The sequence below is a fragment of the Streptomyces violaceusniger Tu 4113 genome, assembly GCF_000147815.2.
Lineage (GTDB): Bacteria > Actinomycetota > Actinomycetes > Streptomycetales > Streptomycetaceae > Streptomyces > Streptomyces violaceusniger_A.
The window spans coordinates 7,564,433-7,589,646 of sequence record NC_015957.1; the positions used below are offsets into that span (position 1 = coordinate 7,564,433).

General features: G+C 69.8%; 15 protein-coding genes, 1 tRNA gene and 3 pseudogenes. 8 read left to right on the forward strand and 11 right to left on the reverse strand.

Translation table 11 applies throughout. The annotated features are described in order from the left end of the window. Window positions 1–12: 12 nt before the first annotated feature. Window positions 13–990 carry an alpha/beta hydrolase gene (locus STRVI_RS30785; protein WP_251982778.1) on the forward strand — a complete coding sequence of 326 codons (978 nt, stop codon included), beginning with the start codon at window positions 13–15 and terminating at the stop codon, window positions 988–990. 1,188 nt (window positions 991–2,178) lie between these two features. Then, window positions 2,179–3,154 (forward strand): annotated as a pseudogene (locus tag STRVI_RS30790) (tyrosine-type recombinase/integrase). Window positions 3,155–3,203: 49 nt separating this feature from the next. Here the strand turns inward: STRVI_RS30790 and STRVI_RS30795 are convergent. Then, window positions 3,204–3,965, reverse strand: a complete 762-nt coding sequence (locus tag STRVI_RS30795) for an SDR family oxidoreductase (protein WP_014059483.1) — start codon at window positions 3,963–3,965, stop codon at window positions 3,204–3,206. Between the two features lie 190 nt (window positions 3,966–4,155). Between STRVI_RS30795 and STRVI_RS30800 the strand changes: the two genes are divergently transcribed. Further along, window positions 4,156–5,028 carry a helix-turn-helix transcriptional regulator gene (locus STRVI_RS30800; RefSeq protein ID WP_014059484.1) on the forward strand — a complete coding sequence of 291 codons (873 nt, stop codon included), beginning with the start codon at window positions 4,156–4,158 and terminating at the stop codon, window positions 5,026–5,028. Window positions 5,029–5,189: 161 nt separating this feature from the next. On the opposite strand, the gene STRVI_RS30805 is transcribed toward STRVI_RS30800, so the two are convergent. Continuing rightward, on the reverse strand, window positions 5,190–6,461 hold the full coding sequence (locus tag STRVI_RS30805; RefSeq protein WP_014054022.1) for an IS256 family transposase: 1,272 nt from the start codon (window positions 6,459–6,461) through the stop codon (window positions 5,190–5,192). 203 nt (window positions 6,462–6,664) lie between these two features. Further along, window positions 6,665–7,753: an integrase core domain-containing protein gene (locus STRVI_RS30810; protein WP_014059485.1), complete on the reverse strand. Its 1,089-nt coding sequence runs from the start codon at window positions 7,751–7,753 to the stop codon at window positions 6,665–6,667. Between the two features lie 49 nt (window positions 7,754–7,802). Here STRVI_RS30810 and STRVI_RS30815 point away from each other — a divergent pair, with 49 nt between their 5' ends. Continuing rightward, the gene (locus STRVI_RS30815; RefSeq protein WP_043236812.1) at window positions 7,803–8,078 is read left to right on the forward strand and encodes a hypothetical protein; all 276 of its coding nucleotides are present in this window, start codon (window positions 7,803–7,805) and stop codon (window positions 8,076–8,078) included. Between the two features lie 575 nt (window positions 8,079–8,653). On the opposite strand, the gene STRVI_RS30820 is transcribed toward STRVI_RS30815, so the two are convergent. Next, window positions 8,654–8,730, reverse strand: a tRNA-Pro gene (locus STRVI_RS30820). A gap of 238 nt (window positions 8,731–8,968) precedes the next feature. Between STRVI_RS30820 and STRVI_RS30825 the strand changes: the two are divergent. Together STRVI_RS30825 and STRVI_RS30830 are read left to right on the forward strand one after the other, a co-directional pair. Next, a pseudogene (locus tag STRVI_RS30825) lies at window positions 8,969–9,669 on the forward strand (transketolase). A 31-nt stretch (window positions 9,670–9,700) separates the two neighbouring features. After that, window positions 9,701–10,600 carry a transketolase family protein gene (locus STRVI_RS30830; protein ID WP_014059486.1) on the forward strand — a complete coding sequence of 300 codons (900 nt, stop codon included), beginning with the start codon at window positions 9,701–9,703 and terminating at the stop codon, window positions 10,598–10,600. A 35-nt stretch (window positions 10,601–10,635) separates the two neighbouring features. Here STRVI_RS30830 and STRVI_RS30835 read toward each other — a convergent pair whose 3' ends face one another. Further along, on the reverse strand, window positions 10,636–11,586 hold the full coding sequence (locus STRVI_RS30835) for an alpha/beta fold hydrolase (RefSeq protein ID WP_014059487.1): 951 nt from the start codon (window positions 11,584–11,586) through the stop codon (window positions 10,636–10,638). A gap of 276 nt (window positions 11,587–11,862) precedes the next feature. Here STRVI_RS30835 and STRVI_RS30840 point away from each other — a divergent pair, with 276 nt between their 5' ends. Further along, window positions 11,863–15,162: an amidohydrolase family protein gene (locus STRVI_RS30840; RefSeq protein ID WP_014059488.1), complete on the forward strand. Its 3,300-nt coding sequence runs from the start codon at window positions 11,863–11,865 to the stop codon at window positions 15,160–15,162. 117 nt (window positions 15,163–15,279) lie between these two features. On the opposite strand, the gene STRVI_RS55035 is transcribed toward STRVI_RS30840, so the two are convergent. The 6 genes and pseudogenes from STRVI_RS55035 to STRVI_RS30865 form a co-directional block, all read right to left on the reverse strand. Next, a complete protein-coding gene (locus STRVI_RS55035) occupies window positions 15,280–16,215 on the reverse strand; it encodes a Vgb family protein (protein ID WP_435532631.1) in 936 nt (311 codons plus the stop codon). Next, window positions 16,210–16,845, reverse strand: a pseudogene (locus STRVI_RS55040) (alpha/beta hydrolase); the annotation flags it as partial. The gene STRVI_RS55035 and the pseudogene STRVI_RS55040, both read right to left, overlap by 6 nt. Window positions 16,846–17,089: 244 nt before the next feature. Further along, entirely contained in the window at window positions 17,090–17,827 is a 738-nt protein-coding gene (locus STRVI_RS30850) for a helical backbone metal receptor (protein WP_014059490.1), read from the reverse strand. Between the two features lie 339 nt (window positions 17,828–18,166). Then, window positions 18,167–19,843 (reverse strand): TROVE domain-containing protein, encoded by a 1,677-nt coding sequence (locus STRVI_RS30855; RefSeq protein ID WP_014059491.1) that lies wholly within the window; start codon window positions 19,841–19,843, stop codon window positions 18,167–18,169. A gap of 420 nt (window positions 19,844–20,263) precedes the next feature. Further along, on the reverse strand, window positions 20,264–22,882 hold the full coding sequence (locus STRVI_RS30860) for an ABC transporter permease/substrate binding protein (protein ID WP_014059492.1): 2,619 nt from the start codon (window positions 22,880–22,882) through the stop codon (window positions 20,264–20,266). After that, window positions 22,875–24,023, reverse strand: coding sequence for a quaternary amine ABC transporter ATP-binding protein (locus tag STRVI_RS30865; protein ID WP_014059493.1), 1,149 nt, complete (start codon window positions 24,021–24,023; stop codon window positions 22,875–22,877). The genes STRVI_RS30860 and STRVI_RS30865 overlap by 8 nt, the downstream gene beginning before the upstream one ends. Window positions 24,024–24,240: 217 nt before the next feature. Here STRVI_RS30865 and STRVI_RS30870 point away from each other — a divergent pair, with 217 nt between their 5' ends. Next, on the forward strand, window positions 24,241–25,188 hold the full coding sequence (locus tag STRVI_RS30870) for a 5'-3' exonuclease (protein ID WP_043236814.1): 948 nt from the start codon (window positions 24,241–24,243) through the stop codon (window positions 25,186–25,188). Window positions 25,189–25,214 lie beyond the last annotated feature (26 nt).

Genomic DNA, 25,214 nt, shown 5'->3' on the forward strand with positions numbered 1-25,214 from the left:
CCTGGAAAGACCGTGCCCGCCGTTCCCGTTCCTCTCGATGCCGAACTTCAGGTCGCTTATGACGCCTACCTGGCGGAGGAACCGGACTTGGCGCCGATGAGTCTCGAGAAGCTGTCGGTGATCCGCGCGGAGGTCGACGCCGCAGTGGCGGCGCTCGAGGACCTCAGCCATGGCGGGCGCTTCACCGTCCTCCAGCCTTCGGTGCCCGGCCTGGACGGCGCCCCCGAGATCCCGCTGCTGGTGTGCACACCCTCCGGCGCGCCCGCATCGCGGCCGGCGCTCTACTTCATACACGGCGGCGGCTTCTACTGTAGCGATCACCGCACCGGGCTCGACCAGATACTCGAGACGGCCGAGCGGTTCGGGGCCACGCTGATCTCGGTCGGCTACCGGCTCGCGCCCGAGCACCCCTACCCCGCCCAGATCAACGACGCTTACGCCGGTCTGCTGTGGGTCGCCGACCACGCGGACGAGCTCGGCATCGACTCGGAACGCATCGTCGTCACGGGCTTCAGCGCCGGCGGCGCCCTCAGCGCCGCGCTCGCTTTGACCGTGCGCGACAAGGGCGGTCCCCGCCTGCTCGGCCAGCTGCTGATTGCCCCGCTGCTCGACGACCGCAACGACAGCGCCTCGGCCCTGCAGATGGACGACGTCGAACTCTTCGACCGCAGCCGCAACGGGTTCGCCTGGAGCTCGCTGCTCGGCGACGCCCAGGGCGGAGCTGACGTGCCGGAGTACGCTGCGCCCGCCCGCGCCACCGACCTGGCCGGCCTGCCGCCCACATTCCTCGACGTCGGCTCCGCCGAGTGCCTGCGCGATGAGATCCTCGCCTACGCCGACCGGATCTGGCAGGCTGGCGGCGAAGCCGAGCTGCACGTGTGGCCCGGCGGAATCCACGGTTTCGACAGGAAAGCCCCCGAGGCGCGAATCAGCAAGGCCGCTGTCGCGGCACGCCGCAACTGGCTGGAGCACCTTCTCGCCACCAACTGACGGTCTCCTCCGGCGGTAGTCGGTCGCGGGATGGACAACGTGCCGGCCAGGCGTCCCATAGCAACGAGGTCGAGGAACCTTGCGACGGAACTCAGGCGGATAGCTGCGTGACACGGAGCCCTCCCAAGGTTCTGGACCAACAAGTGTCCAGCATCCCGGCTCCGTCAAACCCCGAGCGCATTAGACGGCCTCGAACGAGACGTTGTGGAGTTCACGTGGCAAGTGCTCCCAGCTGCGATGCTTTGATCTTCGACAAGTCGGATCATCACAGCTCAGGGAGCACTTCTGCGTTCCGACATCAAGATCCGGACTTGCCTGGTGAACGCGTCAGGTTAGAAACTCTTATGCGAAATGTCCTCGGTAATTTCGGGGTACTCCCGGATACAGCCCGCCGGGCGGTTTCGGGGTTACGGATATCAGGGCATTCTGACGGGTCTCCCGAACTTGAGCGGTGTACGCGGCTGGCGGTGCTGACCTGTCGTCGCGATGTTGACTCACGGTGGGCGGGGAACACCGGAACGAAAATCGGCGCTACGGCCAGCCGCTGTCCCGTTTCATTTGATCTTGCCGCCGAACGGCGTTGTGACCTGCGGATATGCAAAGTCGAGTGAGACGTCGAAGTCTCCTCGTCTCACTTGATGTTGTCGGCGAGGCGCGTTTCCACCCTCGCCGGTCGACAGACGGCAGCGCGCTGACCTGGACTGTCTCACCCGACCTTGTCCCTGACACGCGAACTGGACAAGGTCGGGTGAGACAGATGCAAGGTCTCGCGAGACGGGACAGCCGCCGGGCGTTCCCCGGCCACGGGTGTCACGCACGGTTATTCTCATAAATGTTCGTCTGTGAGAGTTCTGCGAGAGTCCCCGGAGTGATCACGTTTCCGCAGGTCGCCGTTCGCGAAAGCCCTCTCGAAACCCGCATGTTGTGCGAGGCACTTCTGAGAGAATCCCGGCATGGATCTCACGCCCGATCGGGCCGCATCGGGGTCTGAGGAACATCCATGTCAGATCGTGCGCTAAGCCTCCGTCGGCCCTGGTCGGCGGCTGACGGAGCATCGGCCCCAGGCATCCGCTGAAGTCTTCCCACAGATAACACCCTAATATCTACGGTAGTTTGATCCGTCACCTGCGGTGACGCGCTCCGGGCGCTACGTGAAGCGGCCCTGTTATCTGTGGCAAAGGGGAAGCGGTGCCCACCGTCCTACAACTGCCGGCCGGTAAGGCCCTCACCGTCCGCGCGGCGGCCGACGTGTTCCTCGACTCGCTCGGCAACCCGAACACCGTCCGGAACTACGGGATCGGGGTCGGGAAGACCGTCGAACGCCTCGGTGAGGGTCGGCCGCTGTCGACGGTCGCAGACGACGAGATCGGTGAGACCCTGGAACTGCTGTGGGGCACCTCCTCGGTGAACACCTGGAACGCCCGCCGCGCGGCGGTGATGTCCTGGCTGGGATGGTGCGGCGAGCGCGGTTATGACGGCCCGGCGGTCCCAGGCCTGGGCGAAGCGGCTGGCAGTGCCCGACTCCGAGACCCCGGCTCGCTCGAAGATGGCGATCGACCGGCTCATCGCCCGGCGCGAGGTGCACCTGCGGGAAAAGACGCTGTGGCGGATGCTCTACGAGACCGTCGCACGCTCCGACGAGATCCTGGGGGTGAACATCGAGGAGCTGGACTTCGCCGGACGCCGCTGCCCGGTCAAGGCCAAGGGCGCCCGGACCAAAGCCCGCCGTCGCGGCCAGGCCCGCGATGACTTCATGCTGGAGACCGTCTACTGGGATGCCGGCACGGCCCGGCTCCTGCCCCGCCTGCTGAAGGACCGTACGCGCGGGCCGGTGTTCGTCACGCACCGCCGTCCCGGACCCGGCAAAGTCGTCAGCCCCCGCGACGTGTGTCCGGACACCGGGCTGGCCCGGCTGTCGTACGGGCAGGCCCGCGCGCTACTGGATCAGCACACCGCCCTGCGCGGCCCGGGGACCGGCTGGGGCCTGCACGAGTATCGCCACTCCGGCCTCAGCCACCTCGGCGAGCAGGGCGCCTCGCTGCTGATGCTGATGGCGAAGTCTCGGCATCAGAAGCCGGAGAACGTCCGCCGCTACTTCAAGCCCTCCCCGGAAGCGATCTCCGAACTCACCAGCCTGCTCGCCCCGGGCGACAGCCGCCGCTGAGCACCAGCCCTGCTGCGGCCGAGGCGACGGCCATGGGGTGAGGGAGATGTCAGCCTTGGCGGCTGGGGAGCATGGCCAGGGCCTGGGAGCGCTTTGCGACGAGGTCGTCGTAGGTGCCGTCGCGCTCGGCCCAGCGGAGCGCGAGAACCCGCTCGACCAGGACCTCGTCAGGGGTGGGGTTCTGCGAGAGCAACTGCATGACCTCGGCGGCGAAGTCGTCAAGCGGCAGTGCCTGCGGGTTCACTTTCTCCTGTCCTGCCGTGGCGACGGCCGGGGGGACGAGCTCGACGACGCTGACGCCGGTGCCGTCCAGTTGCGCGCGCAGTGCCTCGGAGTAGGCGTGCACCGCAGCTTTCGAGGCGGCGTAGGTGGGCATGGGCGGGAACGGCAGGAAGGCGATGCCGGAGGTGACGGTGACGAAGGTGCCGGCGCCGCGTTGGACCAAGTGCGGGGTGAAGGCGTCGACGACCCTGATGGTGCCGACCAGGTTGGTGTCGATCGTCGTCTGCGCCGCCTCGAAGTGCACCGGGTCGCGCAGGTCCTCCAAGAGCATGACGCCCGACATGATCACCACGGTGTCCAGCTCGGGGTACCGGACGAGTACGGCGTCGCGGGCACGTGCGACGGAGGCACCGTCGGTGACATCGATGCCGAATGTGCCGATGCCTTCGTCGGAGAGTTCCGAGAGCGCCTCTGCGCTGCGACCGCCGACGGCCACGGCGCTGCCCGCTGCGGTGAACCGCCGGGCCAGTTCCCGGCCGATGCCGGACGTTCCGCCGACGATGAAAACGGTGCGGTTGGAGAGATCCACGAGGTCTTCCCTTCAGTTTGGAGCACCCACGGCGTTCGGGCCCGCGGCGCCGTTCAGCGATGATCTCTGTCCTTCTCAAACAGTGATACCGCCAGTCTTGACCGGCTCCGCGGAGTGTGGCAGTGCCCCGGTCTTCCCTGGTCCTGCCAGGGCCCCCGCTGAGACGCACGCACCGCATTACGGTGGTGTTGTGAAGGATGAGGAATCGGACAACCAGCTCGGCAGCTACCTCCGCGCCCGGCGTGAGCTGATCTCCCCGGCGCAGGCAGGACTCCCGCCCGGCGGCAACCGCCGCGTACCCGGCCTGCGCCGTGAGGAAGTCGCCCTGCTCGCCGGAATCAGCCCCGACTACTACCTGCGCCTGGAACGGGGCCGCGACAAGAACCCCTCACCTCAGGTGCTCGAATCACTCGCGCGCGTCCTGAACCTCGACGACGTCGAGCGGACGTATCTGCTCGGCCTCGCGGCAGCACGCCCCAGGACACCGCGCCGCAAGCGACCCGAGCACGTACCGGCACGGGTGTACCAGCTCCTCGCCCACCTTCAGATCCCCGCGTTCGTCGAAGGACGCGCCTTCGACGTCCTGGCCTCCAACCCCATGGCCGTCGCCCTCTCCCCCCGTCTGCGACCCGGCGAGAACCGGCTCCTTTCCCTCCTCCTCGATCCCGAGGAACAGGCCTTCCACCAGGACTGGACGAAAGCCACCGCCGACTTCATCGCCACCCTTCGCACTACCATCGGGGACGACACCGGCAACCCCCGGTTCGTCGAACTCGTCGGAGAGCTCGCACTGTCCAGCCAGCGGTTCCGCACCCTGTGGGCCCGACACGACGTCCGCAACCTCGACGGAGGCACCACCACCGTCCACCACCCCGTCGTCGGTGAACTACGGCTCCACCGCGACAAACTCCCCATCGACGACGTCATCCTCGTTGTCTACTACCCCGACAAGGACAACGACAGCGACGAGAAGCTGCAACTTCTCGCCGCGCTCTCACACACCGAACCCACCGACACAGCACACAACAGGCCAGCAGACACCCCCCACCCGAAGACACCCTGACGAACACCGGCTGTCCGGCGCCACAGCCAGAACGGCCGCGCCACGATTTCCGCCATCCGCGGACCGCCTCGGCGCCCGGTCATTCGTCGTCGGTCGCGTCCGTGGAGCGCAGGGGCCGCAGGCCACGGGCGTGTACGGAACTTTGTGTAAGTCCTCGATTTTCACTTGGGGTTGAGCCGGTCCTCGAAGAAGAGTGAGAACTGGTTCAGTGCCTTCTTCCAGTGTGCCGCGACGTGGTTGACATCGCGCGCTCTGGGGGTGACCTGCTCACGGATGGCGAGGTAGAGCACCTTCAACGCGGCCTGCTCGGAGGGGAAGTGTCCGCGGTTGCGGGTGGCTTTCCGCAGCCGCGCGTTGATCGACTCGATCAGGTTCGTCGAGTAGACGACCTTCCTTATCTCCGGCGGGAAGGCGAGGTAGGGGGTGAATTCGCTCCACGCGGCCTGCCAGGTCCGCACGATCGCGGGATACCGCTGGCCCAGCTCGCCTGCGGTGAAGTCGGCGAGGGCCTGCTCGGCGGCCTGCTCGGTCGGGGCGGTGTAAATGGCCTTCAACTCCGTGACCAGCTTTGCGTGGTGCTGTTTGGAGGCGAATCTCAGCGAGGCACGGATCAAGTGGATCACGCATGTCTGAACGGTGGCTTTGGGCCAGGTCGCAGTGACCGCGTCGGGCAGGCCCTTCAGCCCGTCGCAGGCGACGATGCACACGTCCTCGACCCCGCGGTTACGGAGCTCGGACAGCACGGTCATCCAGGTCGTGGCGCCTTCGCCCTCGTCGCCGGCCCACAGGCCGAGCACGTCCTTGCAGCCGTCCATGTCCACCCCGACGGCCAGGTAGACCGGCCGGGAGGCCACGGATCCGGAGCGGATCTTCACCCACAGCGCGTCGATGTAGATGATCGGCCAGACCGCGTCCAGCGGTCTGTTCCGCCATGCGTCGAGCTCATCGGTGACAGCGTCGGTGACCTTGCTGATCAAGTCCGGTGAGACCTCGACGCCGTACATGCCGGCCAGGTGCGAGCGGATGTCGCGCACCGACATGCCGCGTGCGTACAGCGACAGGACCTGCTCGTTGAAGCCCGCGAGCCGCCTGGCGTGCTTGGGCACCAACTGCGGTTCGAACGACCCGTCACGGTCCCTCGGAACGGCCAGTGTGACCGCCCCCGCATCGGTCAGCACCGTCTTGCGCGATGTGCCGTTGCGGCTGTTGCCCGAGCCGTGGCCCGCGGGATCGTGTTTCTCGTATCCGAGGTGGTCGGTCATCTCCGCGTCCAGGGCCCGCTCCAGCACGGCCCGGGTCACCTCGGTCAGCAGCCCGCCTTCACCCAGCAGGGCAGCACCCGAGGCGTCGGCGCGGTCCATCAACCGCTCGACGACCTCATCCACGAGCTCGTCCTCGACCGGTCCGACGGCCAGGATCTCGTTGTCGTTCATGTCCGTCCGTCCCGGCTGGTCAAAGGCCCAGGTCAGAGCCACGGCCAGCCTGCCACATCACGGACTTACACGATCTTTCAGACACGCTCCAGGCCACCGGGCAGGTCGGGGAGCTGGAAGGAGTAGCGGCCCAGCATGTTGATGTGATGGCGGACGAACGGGGAGAGGCGGGCCTGTGCCGTTCAGAAACGCGTCACTGCTGGTCATGCCACGTACCTGTACTCATTGATCAGGCCACCAAGGACACGGGTCCGGAGCAGTCGTCGTGGGGTTTTCAGGTCGGTCAGCGGCGCCGTGTCGTGGTCGGCGAGGGGAGGTAGTTGCTCCCGGGCCTGATGCGGTCGATGTCCGTTGTAGTGTCCGGCGTAGGTGCTGAGAACACGGAGAGCGTGGCGCTCGCTCCAGAGCAACAGGTGGTCGAGGGGCTCGCGCCGCAGTGTCCCGATGACCCTTTCGCAGTGTGCGTTCATCCGCGGGGACTGCGGGGCGATCTTGACGGTTTCGATGCCCTCAGCTTCGAAGACGGCGTCGAAGGACTCGGTGTATTTGCCGTCCCGGTCGCGGATCAAGAAGCGCAACGACTCCAGGCGCACGCCCGACTCAAGAGCGAGGTTTCGGGCCTGCTGGGCTGTCCACTGTGCGGTCGGATGCGCGGTTACGCCAGCGATGTGGAGGCGGCGTGTGTCGTGCTCGAGGAAGACCAGCGCGTAGACCCGGCGAAGATCCACCAGGTCGATGTGCAGGAAGTCGCAGGCAATGATGGCTTCGGCCTGGGATGTCAGGAACTCGCGCCATGTCGGCCCGGCGCGGCGGGGAGCCGGGTCGACACCGGCGGCGGTCAAGATCTTCCAGACCGTGGAGGCGCCGATCCTGTGGCCCAGCCGGGCGAGCTCCCCCTGGATCCTGCGGCAACCCCAGCGCGGGTTCTCCCGTGCCAGCCGCAGCACCAACTCCTTCATGACTTCCGCTGTCGCTGGCCGACCCGACCTGCTCCGACACTCACTGTGGTCCCACGTGCGTGCAACGAGACGTCGATGCCAACCCAGCAACGTCCCTGGTGTCACAGGGAACACTTGCGCCCAGCGACGCCGGGGTAGCAGCGAGGACAATGCCGCGAACCACAACCGGTCTGCCCACTGATACCGCACCGGCCTCGCAAGTTGCCTGCGCAGCACCGCGTTCTCGTGCCGGAGCACGAGCAACTCAGCGTCTCTGGACGTCTGCCGACGCAGCAACACCGCTGGGACCGAAAGAAGCTTCCTCGTGACCTCATACACCAGTGACACGATCACCCGGACATGGTCCCAGCGCGCCCGCTGATCCCGCCAGACCACCTACGACATGCAACGACGCATTTCTGAACGGCACAGGATGCAAACCTGCCGGCGTGAACTGCCGGACCGGACGTTGATCTGGAATCAGAGGCAACTGCTCTACGCTCTGCGGGAGTTCGAACAGCTCTATCACTCTCATCGCGCCCACCAGGGCATCGCGAACGCCCGGCCGCCGCACCCGTTGCCCACGCCGATCAACGATCCGGAACAGAACACCGGCCCCGACATACGAAGACCCGACCGCCTCGGCGGCACCCTCCACGCATACCGGCATACCCCATGACCTGCACGGATGGGATTTCCGGCAAGCCCTCGTCCGCTTGGCACACTATTTTTCGCCGAGAAACCCCCGCCGACTGTCTCGCCACAGCGCTCCAGAGCCGGATACGGCACTCGCGCCCTGGGAGTGACCTATCTGCCGGCGGACGCCAAGGGGTTTTGCCTCGCCTTGACGCAGGTCGCTCGCAACGACCAGGACGCCCGCGTGCGACCTGCCTGCGAAAACCGACTCAGCGACATCACCGACAGTCCCCCCATCCCTGTCGCATGGGGAGCGCGACTCCGTGCTCCCACCCTGAAAGGAGGTCGAGAGCCGACAAGGGTCCTTATGCCTCTCGATGCAGAGAGCATCCGAATCGACCGGGTGACCCCAGGGGCCTACGGTTGCCGACGGCACACAGGGGCGCGGTACGGCACCGCACGTCTACCGGATCGGGTGACGGACAAACCGGGCGGCGTTGACACGTCTGCGAGTTGGGAGCACAAGGGCTCCCAGAGGGCTCCCACTTGCTCCCAGCCCGGAAACAGTTAAGGCCGCCCCCGCTACCCGCGGAAACGGCCTCCGACCTGCGAAAACGCTGGTCGGGACGACAGGATTTGAACCTGCGACCCCTTGACCCCCAGTCAAGTGCGCTACCAAGCTGCGCCACGTCCCGGTGCTCGTTCGGCTTGGGCTTTCCCCTCGCCGACCGCGCATGAAGAACAATACCGCACCTCAGGGGGTGGCTGCTGCCACCCCAGGGTGAAGATCGGGAGTCCGGCGGGACCAGCCGGGGTGTTCACTCAGTGAGAGCGGATGGTTGCTCAGCGTTAGCCAGAGGGGGCGTGGGCTGCGGCGTTGGCGGGGAGGGGGGTACTTGACCTGAAGTTTGGTTTAAGTTGCACGCTCGGTCCATGACCTTCACCGACGTTCACACCGCGCAGGGGTACGACGATCTTCCTCGGCTGATGAGCCTGATGACCGGGGACGAGAAGCACGGACCGGCCGCGACCTCGACGCTTGACGTGGTCTGGGTGCTCTACGACCGGTGCTGCGGGTCTCGCCGGAGGCGGTGGACGCTCCGGACCGGGATCGGTTTCTGCTGTCCAAGGGGCACGGGCCGATGGCGTACTACGCCGTGCTCGCCGCCAAGGGGTTCCTGCCCGAGTCGCTGCTGCCGGGGTTCGGGGGGTACGAGTCGCCGCTGGGGCACCATCCGGATCGGGTGCTCGTACCGGGTGCCGAGATCAGCAGTGGCTCGCTCGGGCATGGGCTGCCGTTGGCCGTGGGGAGTGCGCTCGGGTTGCGGGCGCAGGGCCGTTCCGGGCCGGCGGTGTGGGTGCTCGTCGGCGACGCCGAGCTGGACGAGGGCAGCAATCACGAGGCGATCGCGTATGCGGGGGCCGTCGGGCTGGAGCGGTTGCACACGGTCGTTGTCGACAACGCCTCCGCCACCCATGGCCGGCCCGGGGGCATCGCCGCGCGCTTCGAGGCCGCGGGGTGGTCCACGGCGAGCGTGGACGGGCGTGATCACCAGGCGCTGTACGAGGCGTACACCGCGCCGCACCCGGGGCGGCCGCATGCCGTGGTGGCCCGGGTCGAGGCCAAGGTCTGATTCGTTTCCAGGGTGAGAGGAACTGTCTGCAATGGACACCATGCGTGAGCGTTTCGCCGCCACCGTCTCCCGTCTTCTCGACGACGACCCCCGGCTGGCCGTCGTGCTGGCGGAGATCGGTAAGGACGGCTTCACGGACGCGGCCCGGGCGCATCCCGACCGGGTGATCAATGTCGGCATCCGCGAGCAGTTGCTGGTCGGCGCCGGCGGTGGACTGGCGCTGACCGGGATGCGGCCGATTCTGCACACCTTCGCCAGCTTTCTGGTCGAGCGGCCCTTTGAGCAGGTCAAGCTGGACTTCGGGCATCAGGGTGTGGGCGGGGTGCTGGTGAGCGCGGCCGGGTCGTACGACTGGCCCGCGGGCGGCTACACCCATATGGCTCCCGGCGATGTGGCCCTGCTGGACACGCTCGACGGCTGGACCATCCATGTGCCCGGCCATCCGGAGGAGGCCGAGACGCTGCTGCGGGACGCGGCCGCGGCCGGTGACGACTCGGTGTACGTACGGCTGTCGGCACACTCCAACTCCGCCCCGCGGGACATCGCCCCCGGCCGCTTCCTGACCGTACGGGAGGGGCGCGGCGGCGTGGTGATCGCGGTCGGGCCGATGCTCGACAGCGTGCTCACGGCCGTCGAGGGGCTGGATGTGACCGTGCTGTACGCCACGACGGTGCGGCCCTTCGACGAGCGGGCGTTGCGTGCGGGCGCGGGGGCCGGGGCGGCAGTCGATGTCGTGCTTGTCGAGCCGTATCTCGCGGGCACCTCGACCGCCGCCGTCAACGACGCGCTCGCCGATCGCCCGCATCGGGTGCTCGGCCTGGGCATCCCCCGGCGCGAGCTGCGCCGCTACGGCACGATCGACGAGCATCTCGCGAGGCAGGGGCTGGACCCGGCGTCGTTGCGGGAGCGCATCTCCGGCTTCCTGCGCTGAGGCGGTGGCTCCGCCGGGGCCGGGCCGCCCACGGTTCAGAGGTGCTTTTCCAGCCAGGTCAGCAGGTCCTGCTGGACCTCGTCCCGGTTGGTCTCGTTGAGGATCTCGTGCCGGGCCCCCTGGTATCCCTTCCAGCTCAGCTCCCGCGTGCCGCCGTAGCGGAAGTCCTCCAGGAGTTCGTAGACGAGCGTCATCCCCTGATTGCACGGGTCCTCGGTGCCCACCGCCAGATGCACCGGCAGCGCGGCCGGGATACGGGCCTGGTGGCGCGGGTCGTTGATCTTACGGACGCCATGGACCCAGTCCAGGCACAGCCCGGTGCTGAACGCGAAGCCGCACCGCTCGTCCGCCGCGTACGCGGCCACCTCCGCCGGATCGCGCGACAGCCACTCGAAGCCCGTCCGGTCCCGAAGGGAGTCGTACGGGTCGTTGAACGAGGCGAAGAGGGTCGGGGTGAAGGTGGAGGGGGCGGTCCGGCCCCGTTCCGCGATCTCCTGGGCGATGCCCTCCAGCGCCTCCTCGGTCTCGGTCCCCGGCAGGGAGCGGAAGGTCCCGGAGAGGATCAGCCCGGCCAGCTCCTCGCCGTACTCCTGGGCGCAGTCGCGGGCCAGCATCGAACCCATGCTGTGGCCGAGCAGGACCAGGGGCGCGCGAGGGTGCGCGGCCCGGGCGCGGTCGCCGACGGCACGCAGGTCCGAGACGATCGCCCGCCAACTGTCGCCCTCCTCGCCCACGACGCCGAAGCCGCCCGTCGACTCGGCGGTGGCTCCGTGGCCGCGGTGGTCCGAGGCGACCACCGCATAGCCGTGCGCGGCGAGGAAGCGGGCGAACCGGTCGTAGCGCCGGGCGTGTTCGGCGGCGCCATGGGCGATCTGGACGATCGCGCGCGGGGCGCCGTGCTCCGGCAGCCAGGTGTAGGTCGCGACCCGCACACCGTCGGGCGTGGGCAGATGGTCGGTGCGGTGGGTGATACCGCCGTCGGGCATGCCGTCTCATCTCCTGGTGCTCATCGATCTGGTGCACATCGATTTGGTGCTGGTCGGTCTGGTGCAAGTCGGTGTGTGCCTGTGCTGGTCGGTCTGCGTGTGAGTCGGTCTGGCGTGGACGGGTGCGGACGGAAGCCCACTCTCCCTTTGCCGGGCCCGCAAGCCAAGGGCATCGACGCGCTCTTGTCCTCCGGGGCGTGGCGGGTGTAACGATCAAGGGCTTGGTACCGCGTATCGACTCCTGATCCATGCAACTCCCTTGCTCCAGGAGGACCGTTGGACACGTATGACGCTTCGCTCTCCCCCGCCTCGGCAGCCGCCTCGGCCCTGTCGCGGCGGCGTTTTCTGCAGGCAGCCGCCGCGGGCACCGCCGCCGCCACCGCGGCCACGCTGCCCTTCGAGACGGCCGCCGCCGCACCGGCCCGGCCGGTCTCTCTCTCCTTCACCGCCGCCACCAACGGCGCCGCGACCCTCTCCCCGTCCGGCGACCGCATGATCGCCGAGGTCCAGAACGTCCTGTGGTCGGTCGCCCGTAAGGGTGGCGAGGCCGTACCGCTCACACCGGCCGATCTGGAGCCCACCCGGCCGGTCTACTCCCCCGATGGAAAGCTGCTGGCCGTCTGCGCCTACCGGGGCGGCGGATTCCATATCTGGACGCTGCGCCCCGACGGCTCCGGTTTGCGGCAGCGAACGGACGGCCCGTGGGACGACCGCGGTCCGGCCTGGTCGCCCGACGGCACCCGGATCGCCTTCGCCTCCGAGCGCGGCGGCGACCCCGTGGCGGGCAGCCCGTACCGGATCTGGGTGCTGGAGGTGGCCACCGGTGAGCTCACCCGGCTCACGGGCGCGGACGGGCAGGACGGGCCGCTCCAGGACGGCGCCTGGGAGGACTTCGACCCCACCTGGTCCGCGGACGGCGAGCGGGTGCTGTTCGTGCGCGGTGCGCTCGCCGGGACGACGCTGAACGCCCGTACGGTGGCCTCCGTACGGGCCGACGGCACCGGTCCGGTCACGGCCGAGCACACCGACCCCACCGCCGGCGCCCAGGTGATGACGCCGTCCGTGTCGGCGGACGGCCACCTCGCCTATCTGCGGACCACGGCCGCTCCCGCCGCCTCCTGCACGCTGGTCGTGGCCGGCGAGCCGGTGGCGATCACGGGAGATGTGCAGCCCGTGCCGCCCCGTTGGGTGTCACGGGACGAGCTGCTGCTCACCGTCAATGGGCGGTTCCGGGTGTTCCGGATGTCCCCGGCGGTACGCTCCGGCGCGGCCGGAAGCGATGAGAAATCCGACCGTAAGGGCGTCGCGTACGAGGAGATCCCCTTCTCCGCCACCCTCCCCATCGACCGGCCCCGGTATCGCGTCAAGCGGTACGACTTCGATAGTGGCGGGGTGCGGCCGGTGCGCGGGCTGCATCTGCCCGCGCTCTCTCCTGACGGCCGTAAGGTGGCCTTCGCCGCCCTCAACTCCCTCTGGGTCGCCGATGTCTCCGGCGGCCGCGCCCCGCGCCGGGTCGTACGGGCGGCCCCCACCCGGTATCTGCTGGCCCCCACCTGGACGCCCGACGGGCGCGCCCTGGTGTACGCCGACGACCGCGACGGGCTGCTGGCCGCGCGCCGCCGGGACCTCGCCTCGGGCGAGGAGACCGTGCTGGCCTCCGGGGGCAGGGTGCATCCGGCGCTCTCCCCCGACGGCAAGCGGATCGCCTGTGTCGACATGTCGGGAAACCTGGTTCTGCGCGATCTCGACGCCGGTACGGAACGGGTGCTCGCCGCGCCGATGGGCGCGGGCGGACTGCCCGGCCGACCGAGCTGGTCACCCGACGGGCGCTATGTCGCCCTGTGCGATCGCAACCGGCTGAACCAGCGGTTCCGCGAGGGCTACAACCTGATCCGGGTGATCGACACCGACACCGGTACGGCCAGGCAGCATGCCGTCGCACCGCACACCTCCCTCTCCGACCGCTATGACTCCGGACCGGTCTGGTCCCCCGATGGCCGCCATATGGCGCTCATCGTCGAGTCCGCCCTGTGGCTGCTGCCGGTAAGGGCGGACGGCACCCCCGACGGCGCGCCGCGTCGGCTCACCGACGAGGCCGCCGACCACCCCTCCTGGTCCGGCGACTCCCGTCATGTCCTGTATCTGTCGGCGGGCCGACTGCGGCTGCTGGACGTCGAGCGCGGCACCGCCCGGACGGTCCGCGTCCCGCTGGACCACCGGCGCCCGCGCCCCGCGGACACCGTCGTCCACGCCGGACGGTTCTGGGACGGCACCGGAGGCGACGGCGGCGGCGCCGGTCGTGACGGTGACGGCCGTAAGGACGCCACGGTCCGCGAGGACGTGGACATCGTGGTGCGCGGCGGACGCATCGCGGCCGTGGAGGCCCACCGGGCCGGGCGGCCCGCGAAACGGCGCGTCGACGCCTCCGACCGCACCGTCATCCCGGGGCTGTGGGACGCCCACACCCACCCGTGGCAGTACACCTATGGCGGCCGTCAGACCGCCCTGCAGCTCGCCTACGGCATCACCACGGCCGTTTCCCTCGGCGGCTTCGCCTATGAGCAGGCGCGCCTCAGGGAGGCCGTCGCGGCGGGCGCGCTGGCCGGGCCGCGGCTGCTGGCCACCGGCGAGCTGCTGGACGGACCGCGCGTCGCCTACAGCATGGGCCGGGCGCATCGCACCCGGGACGGTCTGCGGCGCTCTTTGGATCGCGCTGCCGCCCTCGACTGGGACTTCGTCAAGACGTATGTCCGCGCACCGGGCTGGATCATGGAGGAGGCGGCCCGGTTCGCGCATGAGCGGCTCGGGGTGCGCACCGGCAGCCATCTGTGCTCACCGGGCATACAGCTCGGACAGGACCTGACGACGCATCTGCAGGCCACCCAGCGGCTGGAGTACGGGCACGCCACGACGGCGTCCGGGCACTCCCAGCAGGACGTGGCGGAGATCTACACCGCGACCTCCGACTTCCGGCTCATCGCCACGCCGTTCACGGCCTCGCCCCTGGTGGGCGCGGACCCCTCGCTGGCGGAGGACGAGCGGGTCACCCGGCTGATGCCGCCGTGGGACACCGCGCTCGTACGGCAGCTCGCCGGGACGCCCCCGACGCCGGACCAACTGACCACGCTGGGCACCGAGATCGGGGTCTACCGGCGGATTCTGGCCGAGGGCGGGGTGGTGGCCCTGGGGACGGACCAGCCGCTGGTGCCGGTGGGCCTCCATCTGCATCTGGCCCTGCGCGCCCTGCACCGCTTCGGGCTGTCGCCGCAGGAGGCGCTGCGCACGGCGACCATCCTCCCGGCGCGGGCCTTCGGTGCCGAGCGCGATCTGGGGACCCTGGAGGTCGGCAAGCTGGCGGATCTGACGGTCGTGGACGGCGATCCCTTCACGGACTTCGACTCGCTGGTACGGACGGTGTCGGTGCTGCGGGGCGGGGTGCCGTACGAGCAGCGCGAGCTGGTCGAGTCCTTCCCGGGGGCCGGTGCCGCGGCGGCACCGCACGGGCGGTCGGCGGATGAGTGGCTGGAGGTGGGGCGGCTGTTGCGGCGCGACTCCTGCTGCGCTGTGGAGGGCTGAGGATGCTGAGCGGGGTGGGGCGGGGGCTCCGGTCCCCGGCCCGCCCCGCCAGGTTCCAGCACTTGGGCGGCGGAGCCGGGGGCCGGAGCCGGGGATCGGAGCCGGGGGCCGAGACGGTCACCGGGGGACGTCGAGCCTGGCCAGGGAGCCCGTTTCCAGGGCGCACCACAGGGCGCCGCCGTACGGGGCGATGCCGTGCGGTTCGCAGTCGGCTCGGGGCAGGTCGTACGCCGTGATCCGGCCGTCGGTGGTGACGCGTCCGACCCCGCCACGGCCCCATTCGGTGAACCACAGCGCCCCGTCGGGGCCGTGGGTGATGGCGTGCGGCCGCGCCGCGCGGTCGGGCAGCGGGTACTCGGTGACGGTGCCGTCCACCGTGATGCGGCCGATCTGCCCCGCGCCGATCTCGGTGAACCACAGGGCGCCGTCCGGCCCTTGGGCGATGCCCACCGGCGCGGCGGCCTCGGTCGGCAGGGGGTGGGCGGTCGTCACGCCGTCCATGGCGATCCGGCCGATGGCGTTGCCCTGGTTGAGGGTGAACCACATCGCGCCGTCGGGCCCCGCCGCCAACGCGGACGGGAAGGCTCCGGGCGCGGGGTACTCGGTGATCTCGCCGTCCATGGTGATCCGCCCGATGCGGTCGGCGCCCGACAGCGTGAACCACATGGCCCCGTCCGGGCCCGCGGCGATCCCGTACGGGCCGCCGTCGGCGGTCGGCGGTTCGTAGGAGGAGGCCGTGCCGCCCATGGTGATCCGGCCGATGCGGTGGGTGCCGTACTCGGTGAACCACAGGGCGCCGTCGGGCCCTTGGGCGATCACCGTCGGCTTGGCTCCCACGGGGTGGACGGTGATCCCGCCGTCCACGTCCCTGCGGCCGATCGCGCCCTGGTGGACCAGGGTGAACCACAAGGCGCCGTCGGGGCCGCCGGTGAGCGCGTAGGGCCCCGCGTCCGGCTCGCTGACGGTGCAGACGCGGACCGGGTCGGCGAGCCACCGGCCGATCCGGTCCAGCAGCACCTCGCCCGGCTCGGACAGATGGAAGGCGTGCGGCATGTCCGCGTACTCCTCCAGGCGCACGCTCACCCCGGCGGCGTCGGCCGCCTCGGCGAAGCGGCGGGCGTCGTCCAGGAGCACCTCATCCGTGCCGACGGCGATCAGCAGCGGCGGCAGCCCGCGCGGATCCCCGTACAGCGGCGACTGCGGGGCCTGGTCGGCGGGCGCGCCGGCCAGGTACTGGGCGCGTATGGAGCCGAGGGCGGCCCGGTTCATGACGTCCTTACCGTCGTTGGCGGCAAGCGACGCACCGGTAAGGGCGAAATCGGTGACGGGTGAGACCGCGACCGCGGCACCGGGCCGCGGACCGCCGGTCCGCCCGATCTCCAGCAGGGCGGACAGCACCAGTGTGGCCCCGGCCGACTCACCGGCGAGTACGACCTCGGCGGCGGGGACGCCCTCGTCCAGCACGCTTCGCCAGGCGGCCAGGACGTCCTCGAGCGCCGCGGGATAGGGGTGTTCGGGCGCCAGCCGGTAGTCCACCCGCAGGGCGGGGCGTCCGGTGGCCTTCGACAGCCGATAGGCCATCACCCGCTCGGCCTCGGGCGTGGTGTGGGCGAACCCGCCGCCGTGCACATAGATCACCGCGCCGCCCCGGGCGCCTGACGCGCAAACCCAGTCGCCGCGCACCTCGGCGTCGTCCGGGAGCGGGGCGGCGATCAGGGCGTCGGCGCGGTCGCGGACCGCTTGGACCGCCTCGGGCTCCGCGGGAACGGCGATGACGTTCAGCAAGGGTCCTCCGTCGTGGTGGGGGTGGTCAGGATTCGCGAGGGTCGAGATCAACTCCCGCAGGGAGAATTACTATGCGCGACCAGCGCGAGGAGGCCACGGCCGTCGCTCTCAGCCGTCCCCCTGGGACGTGAGCGCGCCGCCGTCAGCGCGCCGCCGTCAGCGCGGCCGTAAGGGCGGCGGGCGCCTCGGCCAGCGAGGGGCCGTACCAGGTGAGGTGACGGCCGCTGACCAGGGCCGCCGGGAGGCCGGGGAACGCCTCGGGGCCGTCGTCGGCCGTGAAGCGGTACGGCTCGTCGGGCAGCACCACCAGATCCGCGTCCCGCGCCGTCAACTCCTGGATCGGGATGCGGGGATAGCGCTCGGGATGCGTGCTGTAGAGGTGCCGTACGCCCAGCCGGGCCAGGACGTCACCGGCGAAGGTGTCCCGGCCCAGCACCATCCACGGACGCCGCCACACCGGTACGACGGCGTTCCGCGCCGGGTCACTGGCCGTGACGTCCGCCCAGGCGGCCTCGGCCGCATCCAGCCAGTCGGGCCGGGCCAGTCCGCAGCCGCGCATCAGGACCCGCTCCAGCTCGGTGAACGCCTGGTCCAGGGTGCGCACTTCGGTCACCAGGACCTCGAGACCGACGGCGCGCAGCGCGGCGAGGTCGGAGGGGCGGTTCTCCTCCTCGTTGGCGATCACGAGGTCCGGTGCGAGGGCGGCGATCCGGGCGGTGTCGGGGTTCTTGGTGCCGCCGATGCGCTCCGCGGCGAGGCCGGGCGGATGGGTGCACCAGTCGGTCACCCCGGCCAGCAGCTCCGGCGCGGTGGCGGCGACGGCCTCGGTGAGCGAGGGCACGAGGGACACCACGCTTCGTACGGGGGTGCGAGGGCTCATCGCTCCACCGTACGACGCGACCGGTCGGGCGATTCCGGCAACGCCGGATGCGAGCCGTAAGGGCCCCGTACGAGCCGTAAGGCCCGGATGCGAGCCGTAAGGCGCCCGCGTACGAGCCGTAAGGCCCGGATGCGAGCCGTAAGGCGCCCGCGTACGAGCCGTAAGGCCCGGATGCGAGCCGTAAGGCGCCCGCGTACGAGCCGTAAGGCCCGGATGCGAGCCGTAAGGCGCCCGCGTACGAGCCTTACCGGCCCCGCCACATACCCGTACGGCCCCCGCACGAGCCGTACGGTCCACGCCGCATCCATACCGCCCCCGCACGAGCCGTAAGGTCCGCACCTACACCGCCTCCCCCAGCGCCTCCCACGGCCAGGCGGCCCGGCCACCGCGGTCGCCGCTGCCACCCCGGTCGCCGCCACTGCCCCGGTCGCCCGCCGACAGCAGCCCGACCATCGTGAACAGCTTGTCGCTGAAGCCGCCGATCTCGTACCGGTTCGGCCGGCCGGTGTCGATGGACGTGGCCGCGTAGCCGGTGGTGTTGACGCCGAACACCGGCACCCGCGCCGGGACGGCCTCCGAGACCGGTGCGGACCGGCCGCCGCGCGCAGGGGCGAACGCCTGCATATCCGAGACGATCACCACCCGGTCGTGGCCGCGGTAGGCAGCCCGCAGCGCCGCCCCCGTCTCGGTGCCATGCCCGACCTCGCCGATCCGCGCGCAGAATCCCTCGATGTCGCGGAGCACCGAACCACCCGGGGTCAGCCGGTGGCCGAAGTGCCCGGAGGCGAAGCCGACCAGGTCCACCTGGCAGCCGCGGTGCGCGAGCGCGACCCCGAAGAGCGCGCCGATGTCCACATGGCGCACCTGGGAGCGGCCCGAGACCGGCGCCTGCATGGAGCCGGAGGTGTCCACGAGCACGAGGGTGCGGCCCGGCAGCGCCGGGACGGCCGCCGTGGCCGCGGTCAGCGCCCGGTCCAGGGCGTGGCCCCAGCGCAGGGACGGCGCGGCCCGGTACGCGGACAGGAAGCGATACGGGAACTGACGGGAGCGGGCCACCTCCGCCGGGTCGGCCAGCCGTGCCGCGATCCGCTCGGCGACCGCGTCCGGCAGCCCGGCCTCGTCGAGGTTGCGCAGATTGCGCAGCAGCGCCATGTAGCCCATCGAGGGCAGCACGGCCTGCCAGGCCACGGCGTCCATCGGCCCCTGCAGCCAGCCCGCGAGCGCCTCCCAGGTCATCCCGGCGGTGCGGAGCGCTTCGGCGGCGTCCGGCCGCTCCAGCACGGCGCGGCGCTCCCACTGCGGCAGGGCGGTCAGCCGGGCGCGGGCGCGCAGGGCGCGCAGCGAGACCGGGGGCGCGGCGTCCCGGTGGTGGCGGCGGTCGATGGCGTGCCGGAACAGCTCGCTCTGCCACGGCTTTTCGGGATCAGGGGCGGCGTGCACCAGCTCCAGGACGTCGGCGAAGCGGAAGCCGTGGCTTTCGGTGTCGTGCTTGAGCAGCGAGCGCTCGGTGTAGAGGCGGCGGGCGGCGTCGGCGAGGCCGCGCTTGACCGGCTTGGGCAGGGCGCGGCCGTGCTGGGCGGTCCAGTGGGCGAGGAACTCACCGGGCTCGTCGGCGCGCAGACACGCGGCGTCGACGATGCGGCGGTTGCCGCCGTGCAGCCCGGCCGCGAGACGTGCCGCGACGGCCTCGGCGGCGGCGACCAGCGACGCGGTGCGCATCTGGGCCTCGCCGCGCAGCCAGGTGATGAACCGCGCGGTCCAGTCGGCGTCCTCGACGGCGACGGCGCGGACGAGGGTGCGGAAGCGGTCGTCGCGGTCGCCGGAGGACTCGTAGAAGGTCTGCTCGCCGACCATGTTCACCACGGCCAGCAGCACCAGCTCGGACTTGCTGTCGCGGGTGACGGCGGCGCCGCCCTCATAGGTGGTCGTGGTGGTCGTCGTGGCCGTGGTGGCCGTCGTGGCCGTGCTGGCCGTCGTGGCCGTGGCGCGCCGGATGGCGCGGTTGAACTTCGTCATGCGGTCATGCCTCTCCCCCGAGTGGGCATAGGAGGGAGGCGGCGCACCGGTGCGTCGGCAGCGCCTGAGGTCGAAAGTGGGCGGCGGACTGTTCTGGGAAAGGAAGTAACCGCGGCCCGCGCACCAGGCGCTCCGATGCCATGCGCGCGCCTCCCGAGATCAGAGTCGACGACGGTACGTTTCCCACCCCGCGTCAGCGGGGTGTTTCAGGAATCGAACCCAAATCGACCGAAGTAACCGTCGTCTTCGCACCGGGAGGTGCGTTCACGGATACGACAGTAGGGGCCGGTTCCTCGGCCGTCATCCGGTTTTCTCCGCCCCGAGGACCGCAGACCACAACACCGCGGCCCGGAGCGGGTGCTCCGGGCCGCGGTGTGTGCGTGGTGCCTGCGGTGGGTCAGCAGACCACCTGGTGGCAGGTCAGGGAGCCACCGGCGCCATCTTGTCGACGATGCCGGGATGGGCGTCCATCCACTTCTGGGCGCCCTCCTCCTCGTTGCCCTTACCGGCGTCCTGGATGGCCGCCTCCAGGCTTCCGAGTTCCTTCTCGGTCATGTGCCACTTCTTCAGCCACCCGTTGAACTCGGGGAACTTCTTCGGGAAGGACTTGTTGGCGAGCGTGTGGAGCTGGTTGCTGGCCCCGAACGCCTTCTTCGGGTCGGCCAGCTTGGTGAGCTTGTACTTGCTGTACGCCCAGTGCGGGGACCACAGAACGACGGCCACCGGCTCCTTCTTGGCGTACGAGCGCTCCAGCTCGGCCAGCATCGCCGGCGAGGAGCCGTCACTGACCTTGTACTCCTTGTCCAGACCGTACTCCTTGAGCACATTGCCCTTCAGGAGCTTCATCTCGCCGGTCCCGGGCTCGATACCGATGATCTTGCCGCCGAAGGTGCTGGCCTTCCCCTTGAGGTCGGCGAGCGACTTCACGTCCTTGACGTAGGACGGCACGGCGATCTCCAGGGAGGTCTTGTCGTACCACGACCCGACGTCGACCAGGTTCTTCTTGTATCTGTCCCAGTACTGTTTCTGGGCGACCGGTAGCCAGCCGTCGAACTCGACATCGACCTGTCCGGTGCTCATTCCGGTGAACATGGAGCCGACGTCGTACTGCTTGATCGACGGCTTGTAGCCACGCCGCTCGAGGACGTTCTTCCACAGGTAGGTGGTGGCGATGTCCTCGTCCCACGGGAAGTAGCCGATCTTCGGCGCGGCTCCGGCGTCCTTGCCCTTCTGCTCGCCGCCGGGCACCGGGGCCAGCTTGTTGACCAGGCTGGGGTTCTTCTTGAGCCAGGCGCGCACGCCCTCCTGCTCCTTGCCCTTACCGGCGTCCTGGATCGCCGCCTCCAGGCTGGTGAGCTGCTTCTCGTCCAGCTTGAAGTCCTTCATCCACTTGGCGACCTGCGGGTTGTCCTTGGAGAAGCCCTTGCGCGCCAGGGAGTCGATGCGGTCGCCCTTGCCGAAGGCGCCCTTGGTGTCCTTCAGCTTGATGAGGTCGTACTTGTTGTACGCCCAGTGCGGGGACCACAAGGTGACCGCGATCGGCTCCTTCTTGGCGTAGGAGCGGTCGAGCTGGGAGAGCATGGCCGCGGTGGAGCCCTTGACGAGGGAGAAGTTCTTGTTCAGGCCGTAGCCCGGCATGACCTTGTCCTGCATCAGCTTCATCTCACCGGCACCGGGCTCGATGCCGACGATCTTCTTCTTGAAGGTGCCGGACTTCTTCTCCAGGTCCTCCAGGGTCTTGACGCCCTTGACGTACGAGGGCACCGCGACCTCCAGGGAGGTGGGGCCGTACCAGGAGCCGAGGTTCTCCAGCTTGTCCTTGTACTTCGCCCAGTACGAGGCGTGGGTGGTGGGCAGCCAGGAGTCCGTCTCGAAGTCGATGTTGCCCGCTGCCATACCGGTGTACAGCGCTCCGACGTCGTACGACTGGACCTTGGGCTTGAAGCCGCGCTGCTCCAGGAGCTCCTTCCACAAGAAGGTGGAGGCGACGCCCTCGTCCCAGTTGATGTAGCCGATGTTGACCGACTGGCCCTTGCCGACGTTGGCAGAAACCTCGGGTCCCTTGTCGTCGCCGCCGAACATGCTCATGCCACCGGCGACGAGGGCCAGGACGACGACGCCGACCATGGCGACGGAGGTCGCGGGGCGCCAGTGCAGCACCTTGAGGCCGCTGAGCGCCTTGGCCTTCTCCTTGGCCAGCGCACGGCGGGCCAGCGGGGAGACGCGCTGGTTGAGCGCGCTGGTCATCCGGTCCAGGTACATGGCCAGGATGACGACCGCGATACCGCCCTCGAAGCCCATGGCGACGTCGACGGAGCTGATCGCCTGGAAGACGGTGGAGCCCAGGCCCTCGGCGCCGACCATGCCGGCGATGACGACCATGGACAGCGCCAGCATGATCACCTGGTTGACGCCCGCCATGATGGTGGGCAGGGCCAGCGGGAACTGGACGCGCAGGAGAGTGCGGCGCGGATGGGTGCCGAAGGCGTCTGCCGCCTCGACCAGCTCCGCATCCACCTGCCGGATGCCCAGTTCCGTCATGCGGACGCCCGGGGGCATCGAGAAGATGACGGTGGCGACGACGCCGGGGACCACCCCGAGGCCGAAGAAGAAGATGCCGGGGATCAGGTAGACGAAGGCGGGCATCGTCTGCATGAAGTCCAGCACCGGGCGGATCACGGCGCTCACCGCGCGGTTGCGCGAGGCCCAGATGCCCAGCGGCACCGCGAACACGATGGTGATCACACCGGCGACCAGCACCAGTGCGAGGGTGTTCATCGCCTCGCCCCACAACTCGATCGAGTCGATGAGGGCGAATCCCAGGAAGGCGAGCACGGCGGGCAGCAGCCCGCGCAGCCACCAGGCGAGCAGCGCCAGGATGCCCGCGAACAGCAGCGGCTCGGGGCCGCTGAGCACGGTGTTCAGCCCGTCGTACATGCCCTGGACGACGCTGGAGATGAAATCGAAGAGCCAGCTCAGATTGTCTCGGAGCCAGTTGACGCCGGAGTTGATCCAGTCGCCGAGCTGAAGCCTAGGCACCGGTGATCACCTTCTTGACGGCCTGGGGCGCGTCCGGGGTGTCACCGGCCGGCGGCCGCGCGCCGTCGGGTCCGGCGTCCGGCTCGCCGAGGACGGCGAGCAGCCGGGCGCGGGTGACGACGCCGACGAGCGCGCCGTCGTCGTCGGTGACGGCGACCGCGACCCCGCTCAGCGAGCAGGGCCGGAACAGCTCGATGATCGGCGTGCTCTCGGGGACGGTGGCGGGGGCGGCCGCCAGCACGTCCTGCTCGGTGCGGAGCGTGGTGCCGTCGTCGGTCTTGCTGCCCAGCGCCTCGCTCGGTTCGGCCATGATCGCGCCGGCGGTGAGCACCCGGCTGCGGTCGACGTCCTGGGTGAAGGAGGCGACGTAGTCGTTGGCCGGGGTGACCAGGATGTCCTCGGCGGTGCCGATCTGGACGATCTGGCCGTCGCGCATCACGGCGATACGGTCGCCGAGCCGCATGGCCTCGTTCAGGTCGTGGGTGATGAAGACGATGGTCTTCTTGAGCCGCTTCTGCAGCTGGAGGAGCTGGTCCTGCATATCGCGCCGGATCAGCGGGTCGAGCGCGCTGAAGGACTCGTCCATCAGCAGCATGTCGGCGTCGGTGGCCAGGGCGCGGGCGAGCCCGACGCGCTGCTGCATACCGCCGGAGAGCTCATCGGGCCAGGACTTCTCCCAGCCGGCCAGGCCCACCATCTCCAGCGCCTCGGTGGCCCGCCGGATGCGCTCCTCGCGCGGCACACCCTGCACCTCGAGGCCGTAGGCGGCGTTCTCCAGCACGCTGCGGTGCGGGAAGAGGGCGAAGTGCTGGAAGACCATGCTGATCTTGCGGGACCGCACCTCGCGCAGGTCCTTGGGGCTGAGCACGGTCAGGTCGTCGTCGTCGAAGAGCACGCGTCCCGCGGTCGGCTCCAGCAGCCCGTTCAGCATGCGCAGCAGCGTGGACTTACCGGATCCGGACAGACCCATGACGACGAAGATCTGACCCTCCTCGACGGTGAAGGAGGCATCGATGACCGCTGCTGTCGTCCCGCTCGCGCGGAGCTCTTCACGGTCCGCGCCGCTCTCGAGCTGCGCCACCGCCTCATCGGGTCGTCTGCCGAACACCTTGTACAGGCGTTCGGCTCGCAATGTGGCCACATGTACCTCTCAGATCGCACCAAAAAACGACCCGCCACCCCCGCCGGCGGGTCGTGGAGCGGCACGGCATCGGACCGCGGACCGCCGCAATAGTTGAAGTACTGAACGGGTTCGCTCCGGGGGCGCGCCTGCCCTGATCGGGTTGGCGTAAACCAAACAGTGATCCAGCTCACATTATCCCAGGAGTTCTGTCCGACGGGTAGTGCATGATCGGGGGGTGACGCGACGCCTGATGCTCCTCGACACCGCCTCCCTCTACTTCCGGGCCTATTTCGGGGTGCCGGATTCGGTCCGGGCCCCCGACGGCACCCCGGTGAACGCCGTGCGCGGGCTCCTCGACTTCATCGCCCGACTCGTCCAGGATCACCGCCCGGACGACCTGGTGGCCTGCATGGACTTCGACTGGCGGCCGGCCTGGCGGGTCGCGCTGATCTCCACGTACAAGGCCCACCGGGTCGCCGAGGAGGCCCCGGAGGGCGCCGGGGTGGACCAGGAGGGCGCCGGGGTGGACCAGGAGGAGGTGCCGGACACCCTCTCCCCGCAGGTCCCGGTGATCGACGAGGTGCTCGACGCGATCGGCATCGCCCGGGTGGGCGCCGCGGACTACGAGGCCGACGATGTGATCGGCACGCTCACGGGCCGGGCGAGCGGCCCGGTCGACATCGTCACCGGCGACCGGGATCTGTTCCAGTTGGTGGACGACGAGCGCGGGGTGCGGGTCCTCTACCCCGTCAAGGGTGTGGGCACGCTGCAACTGGTCGACGAGTCCTACGTACGCGAGAAGTACGGGGTCGACGGCCGGGGGTACGTGGATCTGGCGCTGCTGCGCGGCGACCCCAGCGACGGGCTGCCGGGGGTGCCCGGCGTCGGCGAGAAGACCGCCGCCAAGCTGCTGGCCGCCCATGGCGACCTGGCCGGGATCATGGCCGCTGTGGACGACCCCACCGCCAAACTGACCCCGACCCAGCGCAAGCGGCTGGATGAGGCGCGGCCGTATATAGAGGTCGCCCCGAAGGTGGTGCGGGTCGCCTCGGATGTGGCGCTGCCGGCCTTCGATCCGGCGCTGCCGCGGTCACCGCGCGACCCCGGAGCCGTGGAGGCGCTGGCGGAACGGTGGGGATTGGGCGGATCTTTGCGCAGATTGCTGTCCACTCTCGAGGGGTGAGCTGTTAGGTTAGGTAAACCTAACTC